Annotated in this window: 7 protein-coding genes and 1 tRNA gene; 7 read left to right on the forward strand and 1 reads right to left on the reverse strand. The window is 39.8% G+C overall.

What is annotated here, in order from left to right:
• Window positions 1–2,635: HYR domain-containing protein (locus ACJV2T_RS02705; protein WP_419399052.1), on the reverse strand; the 2,635-nt coding region annotated here is incomplete at its 3' end.
• A gap of 727 nt (window positions 2,636–3,362) precedes the next feature.
• On the opposite strand from ACJV2T_RS02705, the gene pyk reads away from it, so the two are divergent.
• From pyk to ACJV2T_RS02740, 7 genes are all read left to right on the forward strand, one after another.
• On the forward strand, window positions 3,363–4,802 hold the full coding sequence (gene pyk / locus ACJV2T_RS02710; RefSeq protein ID WP_004107046.1) for a pyruvate kinase: 1,440 nt from the start codon (window positions 3,363–3,365) through the stop codon (window positions 4,800–4,802).
• Between the two features lie 232 nt (window positions 4,803–5,034).
• Window positions 5,035–5,108 (forward strand) — tRNA-Leu (locus tag ACJV2T_RS02715).
• 275 nt (window positions 5,109–5,383) lie between these two features.
• Window positions 5,384–6,910, forward strand: a complete 1,527-nt coding sequence (locus ACJV2T_RS02720; protein WP_419399086.1) for an alpha-amylase — start codon at window positions 5,384–5,386, stop codon at window positions 6,908–6,910.
• 228 nt (window positions 6,911–7,138) lie between these two features.
• Window positions 7,139–13,009, forward strand: coding sequence for a type I pullulanase (pulA, locus tag ACJV2T_RS02725; RefSeq protein ID WP_419399053.1), 5,871 nt, complete (start codon window positions 7,139–7,141; stop codon window positions 13,007–13,009).
• Window positions 13,010–13,185: 176 nt separating this feature from the next.
• A complete protein-coding gene (locus ACJV2T_RS02730; RefSeq protein ID WP_419399054.1) occupies window positions 13,186–14,868 on the forward strand; it encodes a VWA domain-containing protein in 1,683 nt (560 codons plus the stop codon).
• A gap of 49 nt (window positions 14,869–14,917) precedes the next feature.
• Window positions 14,918–16,345 carry a glycoside hydrolase family 3 protein gene (locus ACJV2T_RS02735; RefSeq protein ID WP_419399055.1) on the forward strand — a complete coding sequence of 476 codons (1,428 nt, stop codon included), beginning with the start codon at window positions 14,918–14,920 and terminating at the stop codon, window positions 16,343–16,345.
• A 562-nt stretch (window positions 16,346–16,907) separates the two neighbouring features.
• Window positions 16,908–17,534 carry a hypothetical protein gene (locus tag ACJV2T_RS02740; protein ID WP_119527625.1) on the forward strand — a complete coding sequence of 209 codons (627 nt, stop codon included), beginning with the start codon at window positions 16,908–16,910 and terminating at the stop codon, window positions 17,532–17,534.
• The last annotated feature ends 67 nt before the right edge of the window (window positions 17,535–17,601 follow it).

Here is a 17,601-nt window from a genome sequence, read left to right on the forward strand (position 1 = left end):
CGTCACTGTTGGTACCGTTACCCTTCTTATCTTTAGCGGTTACAGTACTACCGTCTGCGACTTTGTTTGCTGGAATAGTGACTTTACCAGTGTTTTCGTCAACTTTTACGCCTTCTGGAGTGTTTTCACCCTTCCACTTGCCGTCATTGCCTTTCTTGACAGTGATGGTCTTCGGGTTGGTTTCACCTTCTGGCGTATACGTGATTTCCAGAGTATCAGTACCGGCTGCTGGTGTTACGTCAACGGAACCATCGTTTTGAGGCGTGACGGTTGGAGCAGCTGGCTTCACGGTTACGGTTAGCGTTGTGGTGCCGGTATTTCCTGCCGAGTCTTTTACCGTGAAGGTTATAGTATGTGTGCCAACTTCCTTCGGCTGCATACTCTTAACTGTAAGATCAAAATCCTTTTCTGTATCAGTATTAGTTGTTTGACTTGATTTTATTCGAGATGAGAGTTCGTTAAGTTCAAGACCTAAACCTTGCGCCAAAGCTGTTGCATTAGGTACTTCTTCAACCTTCACATCATCTTTAGCAACAATGTGAATCTTCAGATCTTGCCCAACTGTTACAGACGATGAAGTAGCAGTAGCAGTGATAGTTGGGGCCTGGGTATCCTGAGGCTTGGTAGCTTGTTTTTTATCACTGTTTTCTGAAATTAGGTTAAATCCTGGAATTGTTTTTTTAGGACCATCTTGCCTATCAGGCTTCGTTACAGTCGTTGTTGCATACACGTCGCCTTCAGGGATTTCACCATCAACAGTAATCTCTGCTTTATCACCGTTAATCGTTGTAGTAGAGCCGATTTCCTTGTTATTTTTATCAAACAGTTTAACTGTTGTAGTAATATTAGCGTCAGTAGGAATGCCGCTTCCAACAGATACTGTTACTTTCTGCCCTTTCTTTCCAGCATAATCAGTCAGATCAGTGTCGATAACTGGCTTCTTTGGTTTAACATTGATGGTTACATTTGCTGTACTTATGGAATTATCGGAGTATTTTCCAGTAATATCACGAGTAAACGTGCCAACTGTATTAGTGTTTGGAGCAGTGCCTCCTCTCCACGTTAAGGTTGGCTTTTTATTAAGATTGCTACCGTCTGTAATATCAACAAGTTTGTCAATTTCTGTCAATTGCGGTAATGTTCCACCAACGGTAGTATCAATGGTTTTACCTTTAAGAGGATGTTCGTCAGCAAGTGTAGTAACTTTGACTCTAACTTTACGTGTGGTAACGTTGCCAGAGCCATCCTCGGAAGTAATAGTTACTTGCTTTTTGTTCATGTCTTTAGTAACAGTGATGTCATCACCTGATGTAAGCGGATTGTCTTCGCTTCCAGCGCCTTTCTTGGTTATAGGAGTATCCGTTAAACCAGAAATGCTAAACTTCTCAATATAACCCTTGTTATCGGTGGTGCTAAATTTTAGTTTATCGTTTGTATGAAGATTAATGGTCTTTGTTTTCTTAGTTATTTCATTGCCATTGTGATAAATTTTTGGCGCTTCTCTGTCATCCTTGTGGCGTCCTAATTTTTTATCTTGGTCAGATTGTGGATCTCGTCCAGAAACCCACGCGTAGGATGAGCTTGTTGTTTTTCCATATGTTGCAGAATCTGCCCAAGTCCAAGCATTATGTATATTAGCGTACTTTTCATCATACGTTGTAGCTTTTTCGTTTATTGCTGTATCGTTAAGCTTTACTGCGGCATGCATATGGAATGCAAGATTTACTTCTGAAGTTTGAATACCTATTCCATAATTCTTACCACTATATGGGTAATCTAGCCAAGTTGCTTTACCAATAGCGTAATCATCACGATTCTCATGGAATAGATTGTCCATATCTTTTTCATATTTTGTCTGATTCGGTCCTAAACTATATTGGAATCTTGAAGGATTTCTTACACCGAAGTTCTTCTCGCTGTCGTTAGGGAAGTTTATAGATGTTGATTGGTTATCTACCTTTTCAAACTTGGAAAAATCGCGCGAAAGAGTAAAGTTCATCTTGCGTTTTAATTTGTCATTTTGTGATGCATCTTTAAGTTTGTAAGCGTCAAAACGTAAGTCGCGGATTGTGTCGTTTGCAAACGAACCATCGGAATTTAACTTAGCAATTTGGTACGGCACTTGCCATATATACCATTGCCTTTTTGATTTTGTTACCATCGATTGAGCATCATTGTTGAAGAACACGTCGAATACGAGATATTTAGCACCATCTATTGTTTCGATATGTGCATACATATCTGTTTTTTTAATCAAAGTATTATACTCATCGCTACCATGCTCGTTGGAATTAATTTTCTTATTATCTTTATTTTCATCATTAGTAGCACGATAACGCTGGAACTCAAGAATACTAGGAGTCTTAAGCCATTCTGGATTGTTAACAACTACATCAGCTTCACGATCCTGATACTTAGCAACCGTGCTATTCGTAAGCCTTTTAGCTGTTGCAGTGTATGTTGGTGTAGAAAGTGGTGTGCGCGCCGTAACAGCCATGGCAGGCTGGCTGCCTAAGCAGGTTGCTGCTGTCAGTAAAGCAGCCATTGTTGCTAACGGAAGAGTGTGTACTTTGTGTGCAGGACGCTTTCTAGAAGATTTTGATGATGTATGTTTTGAAGGATTAGTGGTAGTCATAACAATCTCCTTAATTTTCCCTAATCTTTAATGAATCTTTAAACAAATAAATAGAACGAATTCTATGACAAATATCTCCAATGCCAGTAATAAAGCTCTCTATTTAAACGGGTACATTTAAAATTCTATCATTTTTTGTTATTTTCCATAATATTTTTCAGTTTGAAATTAGTTTAGACTGTAAAATTTCCTACGGGGGGGGGGGTGAACTAGATGAAAATTTCTTGCAAAATGTTATAACAATATAATTTTTAATAAAATTTCTTATTATTTTCGTAATCTGTAATATGTCTTATGGTGTGTTGTAGATATGTGATTGGGTAATCGCTAAACAAATGTTGTAGTTTATTACATCACTATAATTTTGATACTAAATCGTTTAGTGCTTTGTTGAATTCAGACATTCTGTTTTCGTGATTAAAGATAAAGAGCAAGAAATCAGGCTCAAAACGTTCAAAAGAGTTGCGGCAAATAAGGGATGCTAAAAGTTAGAAAATAACTATTATTCTCAATTATTATTCAACTATTGTTCAAGCATTATCTGGGTGTTGTTCAAGCATTATCTGCGATTTTATGTTATTTTCTGTGAGCGTTCACAAAACGCCGAATAAATACAATAAGCGGTCACAATACGTTGATACACTGGAAAGCGGAATTGGGCGTTTTATGGTTTCTATCATTAAATCGCTCATAAAAAATAAACAGAAATAGAAAATAGGTAGGCATTATGCGTAAAGCCAAAATCGTTGATACTATTGGTCCAGCTACCGAATCCTTGGAAGGTATTACCAAGCTTGTTGAAGCCGGTATGGATGTTGCTCGTTTGAACCGTTCTCACGGCACTCCTGAAGATCATTTGCGCGTTTACAACAACGTTCGTGCAGCTTCCAAGTCAACTGGCCGCAATGTTGCTGCTCTTGTCGATTTGCAAGGTCCAAAGATTCGCTGCGGATGGTTCAAGAAGAACGCTGAAGGCGAAGATAAGGTTTATTTGGAAGAAGGTCAGGAGTTCATCATCACTACTGATGATGTTGAAGGTGACGAGCACCGCACTTCTACAACCTTTAAGGGCTTGCCAGGAGATTGCCACGCAGGCGACCCAATCCTTATCGATGACGGTAAGGTTCGCCTTGAGGTAACTAAGGTAGAAGGCAACGACGTTCACACTAAGGTTATTGTTGCTGGTCCAGTTTCCAGCCACAAGGGCATTAACCTCCCAGGTGTTGCAGTTTCTCTTCCAGCTTTGACTGAAAAGGATGAGGCTGATCTTCGTTGGGCTATTCGCACCGGCGCTGACATTATTGCTATGTCCTTCGTGCGTTTCGCTACCGATATTGATCGCGCTCACGAAATCATGGACGAAGAAGGTCGTCGCATTCCAATCGTCGCCAAGATTGAAAAGCCACAGGCTGTTGAAAACTTGGAAGAGATTGTTAAGACCTTCGATGGCATTATGGTTGCTCGTGGTGATATGGCTGTGGAAATGCCTCTCGAAGAGGTTCCACTGGTCACCAAGCGTTGCATCGAGCTTTCTCGCCGCTACGCAAAGCCAGTTATCGTTGCTACTGAAGTTCTTGGCACAATGGTTAACTCTCCAGTTCCAACCCGTGCAGAAGCTTCTGATTGCGCTAACGCTGTTCTCGACGGTGCTGACGCAACAATGACTTCTAACGAAACTGCTGTCGGCAAGTATCCAGATGTTACCGTAAAGACCATGTCTCGCATTTCTCAGTATGCTACTGAACATGGCTATGATCGCATTCCTGCTGTTGAGCTTGACATGTCTAGCACCGGTGCAGTTTCTTCTGCAGCTGTTGATTTGGCAGATAAGCTTAACGCTAAGGCTATCGTTGCTTACACTCAGACTGGTCGCACGGTTCATCGCATTTCTCGCGAACGTCCAACCGCTCCAATCTACGGCTTGACTAACAATGAGCACACTTATCGTTGGTTGGCTTTGAGCTGGGGCACTGAAGGCTTCTTGATTGATGAAGATTACCATGACATGAATCGTCATGATTTGATGATCTTCACCGATAAGGTTCTTCGCGAAGCCGGTAAGGTTTCCGATGGTGATCAGATCGTTATCTTGAGCACTGCTCAGGGTGAACGTCAGGCTGGTCGCACTGACTCCATCTACGTTCACACCGTCGGTGCTTGCGACTAATTGCTTGATTCTGCGTGCTTGTACTAATACGCTAGTTCTTCTAGTTTAGGTGCATTTGCGCAGTAGTATAATTTGCATAATGCGCGCTAGCTGTTTTGCAGTTTGCGCGCATTATGTTATGTATGATCAATATTGTTGATTTGCGACACGCGCAAAACGCTTTAACTATTTGCATGTGGCTTAAAGTGTGCTATAGTCAACAAGTCGCAAAAAAATGCGGAAAATTAAAAATGCCCCTGTATCCCAATTGGTAGAGGAAACAGCCTCAAAATCTGTGCAGTGTGAGTTCGAGTCTCACCGGGGGCACGTGCACGACGTCGCTTAGCTTGCTAGGCGACGTTTTTATTTTGTGTTTTAATGTCTCGTACATAAACAATAAGCGTATAATAATAAAAGTATTCTCGCACAATGAAAGTGCTGTACGTGATGTGAAAGGAACAACGATGATCCACAGTGCACGATTGCAAGTAAGTGAGCGTAAAAAAAGTAATTATGCTTGCGAATTAATCAATAATTACAAGCGCAATTTAATGCGCTCTTTTACTGCAATTGCTGCGATCGCTGCTGTAGCAACAGTATTAATGTGTATTTTTGCTATTGTTCCAAACTCTTCGGCATTTGCTTCAACTAAATCAACAGACTCTCTTCCGCCAAAAGGTGTGATTGTTACTGCTTTTCAACAAAACTGGAGGAGCATTGCAAAAGAGTGTGAGCAAACTTATGGTCCTGAGGGCGTGAGTTATGTGCAGGTTTCTCCTCCGGAGGATCATATTAAAGGTAAAGCGTGGTGGACTTCTTATCAGCCAGTTAGTTACAATCTAAATTCAAAGCTTGGCACTGAAGACGAGTTTAAAAATATGATTACTACTTGCAAGGCTGCTGGTGTTGGAATTGTTGTTGATGCTGTAATTAATCACACAACTGGCGATAGTAATAAAGATACTGTAGGCGTTGGCGGTAGTAAGTATGATGCGGCAAATCAAAGCTATCCGGATGCTGGTTACACAAAAGATGATTTTCACCAAATAGATAAAGATATTTACACATATAAGGATGCGCAAGTAGTTTGGAATTATCGTTTAGTTGGTTTGCTTGATTTGGATACTTCTAAGCCTCATGTGCAAAAAATTCTTGGTAACTATTTTGCAAAATTGCTAAAAATGGGTGTTTCAGGCTTTAGAGTTGATGCCACAAAACATATGTGCCCTGAGGATGTAAAAGGTATAAAAGAAGCTGCTGCTAAGGCTGCTGGAACGAAGCCTGAAAACATATGGTGGATGCAAGAAACAATTGGTTTCCCTGAACAAGATCCTAAAATTCAGCCGGATCAATATGTTGGTACAGGTGAAGTAGATGAGTTTGAATACTCGTATCGCTTGCGTAATTATTTCTATGGCTCAATTGAGAATTTGTCTCATATTACAGATCAGCTTATTCCTAATAAGAAAGCCGCTATTTTTGTGACTAACTGGGATACTGAGCGTGACAATTCGACTCGAGTTCTCACTTATAAGGATGGAGCAAAGTACGAGTTAGCTAATGCTTTCATGCTTGCTTATCCTTATGGAACACCAAATATTTATTCTGGATATAAGTTCACGCAGCGCGATGATGGTGCTCCTGGTGCAACTGATACGCACATTCCAGATGTAAAGTGCGGCGAGAATTCAAAGTGGCAATGCACTCAGCGTTGGACTTTGATTCGTGGAATGATTGGATTCTACAATGCTGTTAAGGGCACGAAAGTGACTCAATGGCAGGATGACAACGATAATAACATTGCTTTTAGTCGCGGAAACAAGGGATTCTTGGCGATTAACAATACTGACAAGCCTAAAAATGTGAGTTATAAAACTGATTTGCCTGATGGTGAGTATTGCAACGTGTATGCTTCACGTAAATGCTCTAGCACAGTTACTGTAAATGGTGGAAAAATAGAGACAACTATTCCAGCTAACTCGGCTATTGCTTTGCATGTTAAGGCTGTAGAGCATTTTGGAAGTACTTCCACGTTTAGTACTGTTACGATGATTGTAATTGTTTTCGCTGTGCTGTTGATTGAACTAGCTTTGATTTTGCACAAAAATAAGGCAGGTTCTAATAAGTAAGATGCGAAGTAAAAGACGATTTGGAAATAAATTTGTATTGACATTATTACAGTTTTCGTATAGTTATTGCAATATTGTCAGTATGTAGATGTTATAATTTTCTCCGCTGATAATGCATATTTATAACGATGGCTAGCAACATAGTAGTGCTAGCCATCGCTTGTGTATTAAAGCTATTAATGCGCCCAAGGAAGAAGCGCGTTAGTTCCAATGGAGGAAAGGATACTGATGAGTCATCGTCGACACTTTGCATCGAAGATAGTTGCTATTGTTGCGTCTGTCGCAATGCTTGTAACTGGTTTTGCTGTTACAAGTGGCGCAAACGCTGTTAGCGATAGTTCAAATAAAGAAAATCTAACTCTTAACCGTAAAGGTGTTATTGTTACTGCATTCCAGCAGAATTGGAATAGCATTGCTAAAGAATGCACTAAAACTTACGGCCCTGAGGGTGTGAAGTATGTGCAAGTGTCTCCTCCAAATGATCATGTAAAAGGTTCTCAGTGGTGGACTTCTTACCAGCCTGTGAGCTATAAGCTTGATTCTAAGCTCGGTACTGAAGCTGAGTTTAAGCAGATGATTCATACTTGCAAGGTTGCTGGTGTTGGAATCATTGCTGATGCTGTTATTAATCACATGACTGGTGCTGATAATAAAGATAAAATTGGCGTTGGTGGAAGTGAATACGATGCTGCTACGCAAACTTTCAAAACAGCTGGTTATACTAAGGATGATTTCCATCAGAGTGCTGAAAATATTAACAATTACAAGAATGCTGAAGAAGTTTGGACTCACAGGCTTGTAGGTTTGCTTGATTTGGATACGTCAAAGCCGCATGTTCAGCAAGTTTTAGGTAAGTATTTTGCTTATTTACTCGAACTAGGTGTTGTCGGTTTCCGTGTGGATGCTGTAAAGCATATTTCTCCGAAGGATATGGCTGCTATTAAAAAGGCTGCTGCTGATGCTGCGCACACTACGCCTGACAAGATTTGGTGGATGCAGGAGACGATTGGTGATCCTTCTGAAGCTAAAGAAATCCAGCCAGATAGGCATTTAAACGAAGGCGAAGTCAACGAATTTCAATATTCCTACCGTTTAAAGAACGATTTTTATGGCTCAATCTCGAATCTAAAGAATATTACTAATGGACTTGTTCAAAGCGATAAAGCTTCGATTTTCGTAACTAATTGGGATACTCCTCGCGAAAATTTTGTTCGCACGCTTACCTATAAGGATGGTCCTCGCTACGAGCTTGCAAACGCTTTTATGCTTGGCTACCCGTATGGAAACCCAAATATTTATTCAGGATACAGGTTTGATGCAAAGAATAAGGACTATGGTGCGCCTGGTGCATCTGAAACGTCTGTTCCAGATGTAAATTGCTCTCCAACAACTGGTTGGCAGTGCACTCAGCGTTGGACTTCGATTCGTGGAATGGTTGGATTCTTTAATGCTGTAAATGGTACTCAAGTTACCAATTGGCAGGAGAGTGACAATAATAACATTGCATTTAGCCGCGAGAAGAAGGGCTTCTTAGCAATCAACAATACTCCAAACGCAAAGAGAGTTTTGTATAAGACTGATTTGCCAAATGGTGAGTACTGCAACGTTTACGCTGCAGGTGACTGCTCTAAGACTGTTAAAGTTGAAGATAGCAAGGTTGCTGCGACTATCGCTCCTTATTCTGCAATTGCTTTGCATGTGGATGCAACAACTAAGAATGTAATAAAATTTGCAGCGCGCAATGAATCTGATCCAAAATATGTTGACGATGTTAAAGACCAGTCAACAACTGTCTACTTTAATGCTAAAAATAAAGCAGGTAATCCAAGCTCAGTAAATATTCATTATCAAATAAGTGGTAATAATTGGACTGTAGCTCCTGGATTGCCAATGCGCAAAGTTTGTGGCGATTGGTTTGCAAAGACTATTACTAATCGTGGTGAATTTAAAGCTGTATTTAATAATGGCATTGCAAAGAGTGATGGTAGCAGAGATTGGTATCACGTAAATGGTCAAAAGAGTGGCGATTTCACTATTCCTGCTGGTGCAAAGAATTATGTAGTAAACAAAAATCTTGTCGGGAATGCTGATGTTTCTGATGTTCCTTGCAAGGTTGACTCTTCAAAACCTTCTGCATTAAAGACAAAGATTGTTATTCACTATAAGCAAAAATCTGATGACAATCGCAATATGGGCGTTTATATCTGGGGCCTTAAAAATGCTCAAGGTAAGGAAATAGATAGCGCTTGGCATGCGTTCAATGGTCAAGATGCTTTTGGTAAGACTTACACAGTTGAGGCTGATGGCACTTACGAGAGCGGAAAAGTCGGATTTATTATTACTACTGATCCAGGTCCTAATAACTCAAATTGGAATAAAGACGGCGGAAATCGTAATATCTCGCAAATAGAAGATGGTGTTGGCGAAGCTTGGGTTTACGGAGGAGATTCGAATACTTTTGCTGAACCGCCATCTGAAGTTTCTGACAAGCTTAATAATCTCAAAACCTTAAATGTTACTGTTCACTACCGTAGAACAAACAAGGATTACGCTGGTTGGAATCTCTGGACTTGGTATGGTAAGCAAGAAGGCGTAAAGAGAGATTTTACGGCTCATGATGATTTCGGAAAGATTGCAGAATATACGTTTACAGATAATAACGGTGTGAAAGATCCGAAGTTTATTGTGCGCTATTCCATGCAAGGCAATGATTGGGTTGCTAAAGATCCTGGTGAAGGCGATCGCGCGATTCCTGCAAAGGCAATCACTTTAAGCTCAGATGGTAAAACTGGCAACGCTGAAATCTGGCTTATGCAGGGCGATAGTAGAGTTTACTTAAGCCCAAACGTAATCAGCACGAAGGCTAATGCTATTAATGCTGATATTACGTCTTTGAAGGAATTTACTGTAAACGTGAGCGGTGACCCTTCAGAGATTAAGAAGAATGACGTAACTATAACTGATGTTACAGATTCAAAGAAAGATCAACATAAGACAGTAGATATTTCGCAAGTTGCTGTTGTAGATAATAAGATCGTAATCGTTGCAAAGAACGACATAGATATTAAGAAAATGTATGAAATCAACATCAAGGGTGTTGGTGGAATGCCTAGAACAGTGTCTGTTTCAACTGCTAAAGGATCTAAGATTGTTCGCACTGATGAGTTCGATAAGAAATACGCTTATACTGGCGACGACTTGGGTGCTGTTGTAAAAGATGATTCTACAACTTTCAAGCTTTGGGCACCAACTGCTACAAAAGTGGAGTTGGTAACTTATTCTGGCACTGATGAAAATTCTGCAGAAGCTAAAACACAAGATATGAAGCTTGAAAGCAATAATAGCGTGTGGAGTATTACTACAAGCGATGCAAAAGCTGGCACTGCTTACACGTACAAGGTTCATTTTGCAGATGGTGCTGTTAATAATTCTCCAGACCCTTATGCAAAAGCTGCCGTTAGAAACGGAATGAGATCCGTTGTATTCGGTGGCAACATGGCAAAACCAGTAGATCGCATGGCATCGTTTGAAAAGCGCCCAACTGATGCGACTATTGCAGAAATGAATATTCGCGACTTCTCAATTCACGAAAGTTCTGGCGTGAGCGAAAAGAAGCGCGGCAAATATCTCGGTGTAATTCAATCTGACACTAAGAATGGAAGCAAGCCAACTGGTTTGGATTATTTGAAGTCACTAGGCATCACTCACGTACAAATCATGCCAATGTATGATTTTGGTTCTGTGAATGAAGCAGGTAACTTGGGTTACGGTCAGCCAGGTGCTCAAAACTGGGGCTATGATCCAATCAACTACAACGTTCCAGAAGGATCATATGCGTCTGATTCAGCAAATCCTGTTACGCGTATTACTGAACTAAAGCAAATGGTTGACGGTCTTCATAAGGCTGGCTTGCGCGTGATTATGGATGTAGTTTATAACCACGTTTATAACGCGCAAAAGAACGCTTTTGGACAGACTGTGCCAGGTTACTACTTCCGTTACAACGATGACGGCAGCTTGACTAATGGATCTGGTTGTGGAAACGATACTGCTTCAGAGCGCAAAATGATGCGAAAGTATATTGTTGACTCTGTAAAATATTGGGCTAATGAGTACGGTATTGACGGCTTCCGTTTTGATTTGATGGGATTGATTGATCTTGAAACCATTAAGGAAGTGCGTGAAGCTGTTCATTCAATTGATCCAAGCTCGATTATTCTTGGCGAAGGCTGGAATATGAGCCAATTGCCTTATGAAAACCGCACTATTCAGCCTAATGCGTATAAGCTTGCAGCCAATAATGGCGTTGCATTCTTTAACGATTCCTTCCGCGATGCTGTAAAAGGCCAAGGAGATGATGAGGTTGCTGGATTCGTGTCTGGAAACAGAGGTAGCGACAATCTGGTAATGCAAAATCTTTACGGTTGCCAGCCTGGAAACTCAAGTTGCTCTGATCGACATTATGCAAATGCTGGTCAGACTGTGCAATATGTTGAAGCTCACGACAATCTTAATCTTTACGATAAGTTGAAGAGATCTTTGCCTCATGAGACAGAAGAGAATCTTAAGAAGCGAGTAATGCTTGCTAATTCGCTTGTAATGTTTGCTCATGGCATGCCATTCTTTGAGCTTGGTCAGGAGTTCTTACGAAGCAAGAACGGCAATAAGAATAGCTACAATGCTGGCGACGGCGACAATTCTGTTAATTGGAATTTGGTTAATAAGAATTCTGATGCTGTTGAGTACTTCAAGGCATTGATAAAGTTAAGAAACGAGGTTCCAGCTTTACGTGATTCTACATATTCTGATGTTAATAAGAATATGCATTGGATTAAGAGCAGCGATGGCATTAATGCGTTTAGTGTTGATGACAAAGATAAAACGTATGTGTTTATTTTCAACGCTAATAATAACGAATCTACTGTGAATATTGGCAAAGGAAAGTATCGCGTGCGCATTGCTGATGGAAAAGATAATGGTGATGAAATATCAAAGTTGCCTGAAGCATCTGTAGACGATAGTGGAAATTACAAGGTTTCTGCTCTTTCTACTGCTGTGCTTGTGAAGGATGCTGAAAAGAAGAAGGATGAGAATCCTTTTGCAAATCTTAAAGCTGATGATGTTCTCAATTATCAGATGAATCCTTTAGATATTAATAAGTTGAAGGATGAATCTAAGCTTGGTACGCAGGATCCAAATCCATCTACGCCTGGGCATGAACAAACTCCTGGTCCTGTGACGCCAACGCCTCAACCACCTGCTCCGGCTCCTGTAGTTCCAACTCCAGCTCCTGGTCCTGTGAATCCAGCTCCTCAGCCATCGCCAGCTCCTGGTCCTGTGACACCTGCTCCGGTTCCGTCTCCAGCGCCAGCTCCAGTCCCAACTCCTCAACCTCAGCCATCTGAGAATGAAACTCCAGCTAAACCGGATCAGACTAAACCGGATCAGACTAAACCGGATCAGTCTAAGCCGGATCAGTCTAAGACTGAAACTCCAGCTAAGCAGTCTGCGCCAGCCCAGTCTGAGCATTCTGCGCCAGCTAAGTCTGAACATTCTAATCCATCTAATCCATCTAAGCCAGCAGAATCTGCTACTGTGCCTAAAGCTCCTGAAACAGTTCAGCAGCTTAATCCAGAATTAAAGGGAACTCTTAGCATTGGCAACAATAACGTTGCAACTGCAGGTGTTGTTAACAGCGTAAGAATTAATCTTGTAAACAGCGAGTTCATCGAGCGTTTGCAGCGTGATGGAGTAGTTTATGCATACGCGTACATTTACTCGTCTCCTCGTTTGCTTAAGGGTGCTGATGGTTCAAAGTTTGTGACTGTTCGCATGGTGAATGGCAAGCCTCAATTTGATGCTCAATTCCCAGCTGGATACACCGGAAAACATACGGTTGTTTTGGTTGACGAAAAAGGTAATCAAGTTGCTTGGACTGATATCACAGTAACAAGCAATGCAGTTTCGCAACAGCTTCATAGTTTAAGTGCAACAGGAAGTAATATATTCGTACTTACTACTGTATGTTCAATACTCATTGCTGCTGCGAGCGTATTGTTACTTCGTATTAAAAGTCACAAGCGTTATACGAACTTGTGAGGTTTTTATAAGTAAATAAATAAACTAATAAGTTCGCTATTATAAAAGCCGAGGTAATTGCATTTGTTGCGATATCCTCGGCTTTGTGTTTGAAGCAGGGTATAGAATTAATAGATAGTTTGTTTTTATAACTGTATGCGAATGTTTTACTAATAAGGAAAAGAAAGAAGAAAATCATGTACTGCGTTAATTGCGGAGCTACTTTAAAAGATAATACGAGGTTCTGCACGCAGTGTGGTGCAGAAATTACTTCTCCAGCAAATAATACTCAGCCTCAGCAAGCAGGGCAGCCTTATCCTGAAACGCAAACGCAAGTATTCTATACAAACAACATTCCTAATCAGTATTATCGCCCTGAAGTAAATACGCAATACCCGTATCAACCGCAATATGGGTATGCGCAAGTTGCTGCTGAAAATGATGCGAAGCGAAGGAATATTATTATAGCTATTATTGTTATGATTGCTGTTATTCTTTCAAGTATTTTTGGGTATTGCATTTGGGATTATATGAGACCAAAGCAAATTCCTTACGAAACTTTGCGAAAAGAAATTATGAAATCCAATAAATATGCGGATTATAAGTTAAAAATCGTTGATTCTGACGTATCTAAATATCCTCATGTAAAACTGTACTTTTCGCTTACTGATAGTAGTGGAAAAGCTTTGGAAATTGATTCTCCTACTGCTGCAATTCGTGAGAAGATTGGTGGCGGCAAGGAAGCTGAAAGACTTATTCGTAAAGTTGAGCGCATTAAAGACAAGCAAGGTGTTAATTACGAAATTCTGCTTGATAAATCTGGGTCTATGGAAGATTCTATAGATACTATGAAACGCACTATGAGTGATTTTGTGCGCAATCTTAATTATAAGGTTGGCGACACTGGAGAGCTTATATCTTTCGATAGTTACTTAATGTATATGGCAACGTATATTAACGATAAAGATCGATTGCTTACAGGCATTGATAATATGACTCCTTACGGCATGACAGCTTTGTACGATGCCCTTTATACCGGAATTACTAATGCTTCTAATCATCCTGGCTTTAATTGCGTAATTGCGTTTACTGATGGTCAAGATAATGAGAGTACTCATACTGCTGATGATGTTATTTCTTTAGCTAAAGAAAAAGGTATTCCTGTATATTTGATTGGTACTAGTGAAGCTGATTCAAGCACTTTGCAAAATATTGCGAATGAAACGAATGGTTACTTCTGGGATATGAATTCAATATCAGATATGAAAGATGTAATGAATAGAATTCGAATCAATCAAGATAATGTTTATTGCTTAGAATACGATTCTGATTCTTCTTCGAATCCGTATGCTGATCGAGTTGTTTCTGCATTGGTTGCAGATTCCAAGAATCATCAATCTGGTGGTATCGGTGATGATTTGTCGTTTAAGCCAATTAAGAAGAAGAAGTATAAGAAGACTGCAACTCGCTTCGTGCTACATAAGGGCGATGTGAAGTGGACTGAAGCTAACAGTGCATGCATGCAAGATGGCGGTTACTTAGTAACTCTTACCAGTAAGAGTAAAGAGAAAAAGATAATCGATATGGCAAAAAAGGAAGGCGTCAAGTATGTGTGGATTGGCGGTTACACTTCGCAACGTGAGAATGGTGACGTATTTGCGCACTGGGTTACTGGTGAAAAAGTAAAGTACGAAAACTGGTTGCCAGGAGAGCCAAGTCGAAACGATAAAGATGGAGAGCCTGAGTTCTATCTTATGCTTTGGCGATTAAATGATGAGTGGTCGTGGAATGATCAACGCGATGATTTATTTACGACTCCTACATTGCGTAAAACCTTTAGTGGCAAAACTGGCTATGTTTGTGAGATAAATAGGCATTAGCGTTACGCTACTTTTTGGTTCATTTTTAGCGAATTAGAGGAAACTCGTTATGCGAAAGCAAAGGACACGTAAACTACAAAGCAGTCCGCATTATGTGGATGGTCGCACTATGCAATATCGTAATGCTCAGCATCATAATCAAATTGCAAGTGTTGCTCCAAGAAGGCGTTTTGCTTCTATTTTAGTGGCTATTATAGCTATTGCTTTACTTGCAATATCTATGTTTGCTGCAGTGTCTGTTATGCGCTCGCATTTTTTTAACGTTTCTTCTAAAAATTATGCTAGTAAAAAAACAGTTAATCCTGCGGATGTAGCTAAAAAACTTGAAGCACTAAAGAAAGCACGTAAAAAGCAAGCAAGACAGGGGATTGATCCTAATAGCATTGCTGTTAAAAATGTGCTATCAAAAATGTCTCTTGAAGATAAAGTTGCTCAAATGTTCATAGTTAAGCCTGAAGAATTAGCTGGAACATACGGGATCGTGGTATCTTCTGGTTCGCAAATGCAGCAGTCGTTTAATTCCATACCTGTTGGCGGCATAATGTACAGCAGGGAGAATATTCAGAATCCTAATCAAACTCAGCAAATGATTTCTGGGTTGCAATCAATAAGCGAATCTAGAGTGTCACTTCCTGCTTTAGTAGCTGTTGACGAAGAAGGCGGCACTGTTGCGCGAGTTAGCTCAAATCCTCAAATGGGCGTTAAATCTTCGCCTAATATGAAGGATATTGGAGCGACTAAGAAAACGCGTAAAGCTTATAAAACTGGTGCTTACATTGGTAATTATCTTTCGAATTTAGGTTTTAATGTCGATTTTGCTCCAGTTGCTGATGTGATTACTAATCCAGATAATAAGTTGATGATCAAGCGTTCATTTGGTTCTAATGCTTCGTTAGTTGCAAATATGACAGATGCGTTCACAGATGGTTTGCAAGAGAATCACGTTTTTGCCACGTATAAGCATTTTCCTGGTCACGGTTCAACTTTTGAAGATTCTCATAAAGGTGCTACTGTTTCGAACCAATCTCCAGTTGCATTAAGAAAAATAGATTTAGTACCGTTCAAAGATGCTGTAGACACTGGTGTTAAGTTTATTATGGTCAGTCATGTGTCGTATCCGAAGATTACGGGTGATGATATTCCTGCTAGCATGTCCGAGAAAATTGTTACTGGTTTAGCTCGTAAAAAGCTTGGTTATAAAGGCATTCTTATCTCTGACTCTCTAGGGATGGGTGCAATATCGTTGCGCTATTCTCCTGGGGTTGCTGCAATTACAGGAATTAAAGCAGGTATCGATATATTACTTTCTCCTGCAAATTTGCGTCAAGCGTATTATTCTGTTGTCAATGCAGTTCGTCAAGGTGATATACCTGAGTCTCGAATTGACGAGTCAGTAAAGCGAATTATTGCAGTAAAATTGCAAATTGCTCAGCAATTAAAAAGTCAAAATGTAAAAGATTCTAAAATAACTAAATGAATCAGCGTGTTGCATTTATTTAAGTAAATTTTTTCTTTTACATTATTTCGGGAGTTTCTTTATTTAAGACGAGATTTTCTTTGCAAAATAAGGATTTACGAATAATAAATTTATAAATATTTTTGTAATAATTATTTCATGGCGAGAATATTTTTGGAAAAAATGTTTGCATTTGTACTTTTATGGTGTTAGCATCATTTCCAACACAAACAAATATCGAATACTTCGGTTGAGGTTTGTGCGTGAACCACAGTTAGTATTAATGAGTTAAGGAGGCAGACATCATGCTTAACATGAACATGAATGCTGAATCTTTCGATACTCTTAATGCTGCACGTATGTGGTGGTGGCAGTCTTCTCTTTGGCGTGAGTTTACTCTGAAGTTTTAGAAGCTGCGTATAAAAGCTTGTAAAAGACCTCCGGGTAAGCCCCGGGGGTCTTTTTGTATACAAGCCTTAAATTTCAAAAATAACCAAATCACAAATCACAAATCACAAATCACAACAAAATATTCGGTAGCTTTATATTCAAATAATATAAAGCTTAAACAAGGAGAGAAATCATGGCTAATGAAACTAACGAAAATGTTATGGAAGCTACTAACGGCGTTGCAAATGCAACTGCTGATGTTGCGTCGGTAATGATGAAAAATGTAAAAGTTAAGAATCATGCACTAAATATTACTTCGTTAGTGCTGGTTGCAGTTCTATTTGCAGCAGGATGCATTCTTGATTTTACTGTTGCCAAGCCTCTTTCTATTGGAAATATCCAGCCTGAGTTTGTTATTGCTTCATTCTGCTTGGCGATTTTATTGGTTCGTCCAAAGATTTATCAAGGAGCTATTATTGGAGCTCTTGCTGCAACATTAATCCAACTTAATACTTCGATTCCATTCCTTGAATATGCGTGTGACATTCCTGCTGCAATTATTATGACAGCTATTTTAATTGGATATGTTCATCTCTTCCCAAAGGATGCTGCTCGTAAAGTAAGTGTTTTCCCATTTATTGCAACTTTTGTTACAACAGTAATTTCTGGTTGCATTTTCGCTTCTATTGCTGCTTACTTTATTCTTCATTCTCCAAACATGGTAATCGTAATGATGCCAATTATTTTCGGTACTGCTGCATTTAATGCGATTATTGTTGAAATTCTTTATACTCCATTGCGACTCGTGTTGCACAAGTAATAATAAATTAATTAATAAATTAATTAAGAAATTCTCATGATTGCATGTTTAATTGCACGTTATACGC

This window comes from Gardnerella phocaeensis, assembly GCF_048545075.1.
GTDB classification, from domain to species: domain Bacteria; phylum Actinomycetota; class Actinomycetes; order Actinomycetales; family Bifidobacteriaceae; genus Bifidobacterium; species Bifidobacterium vaginale_J.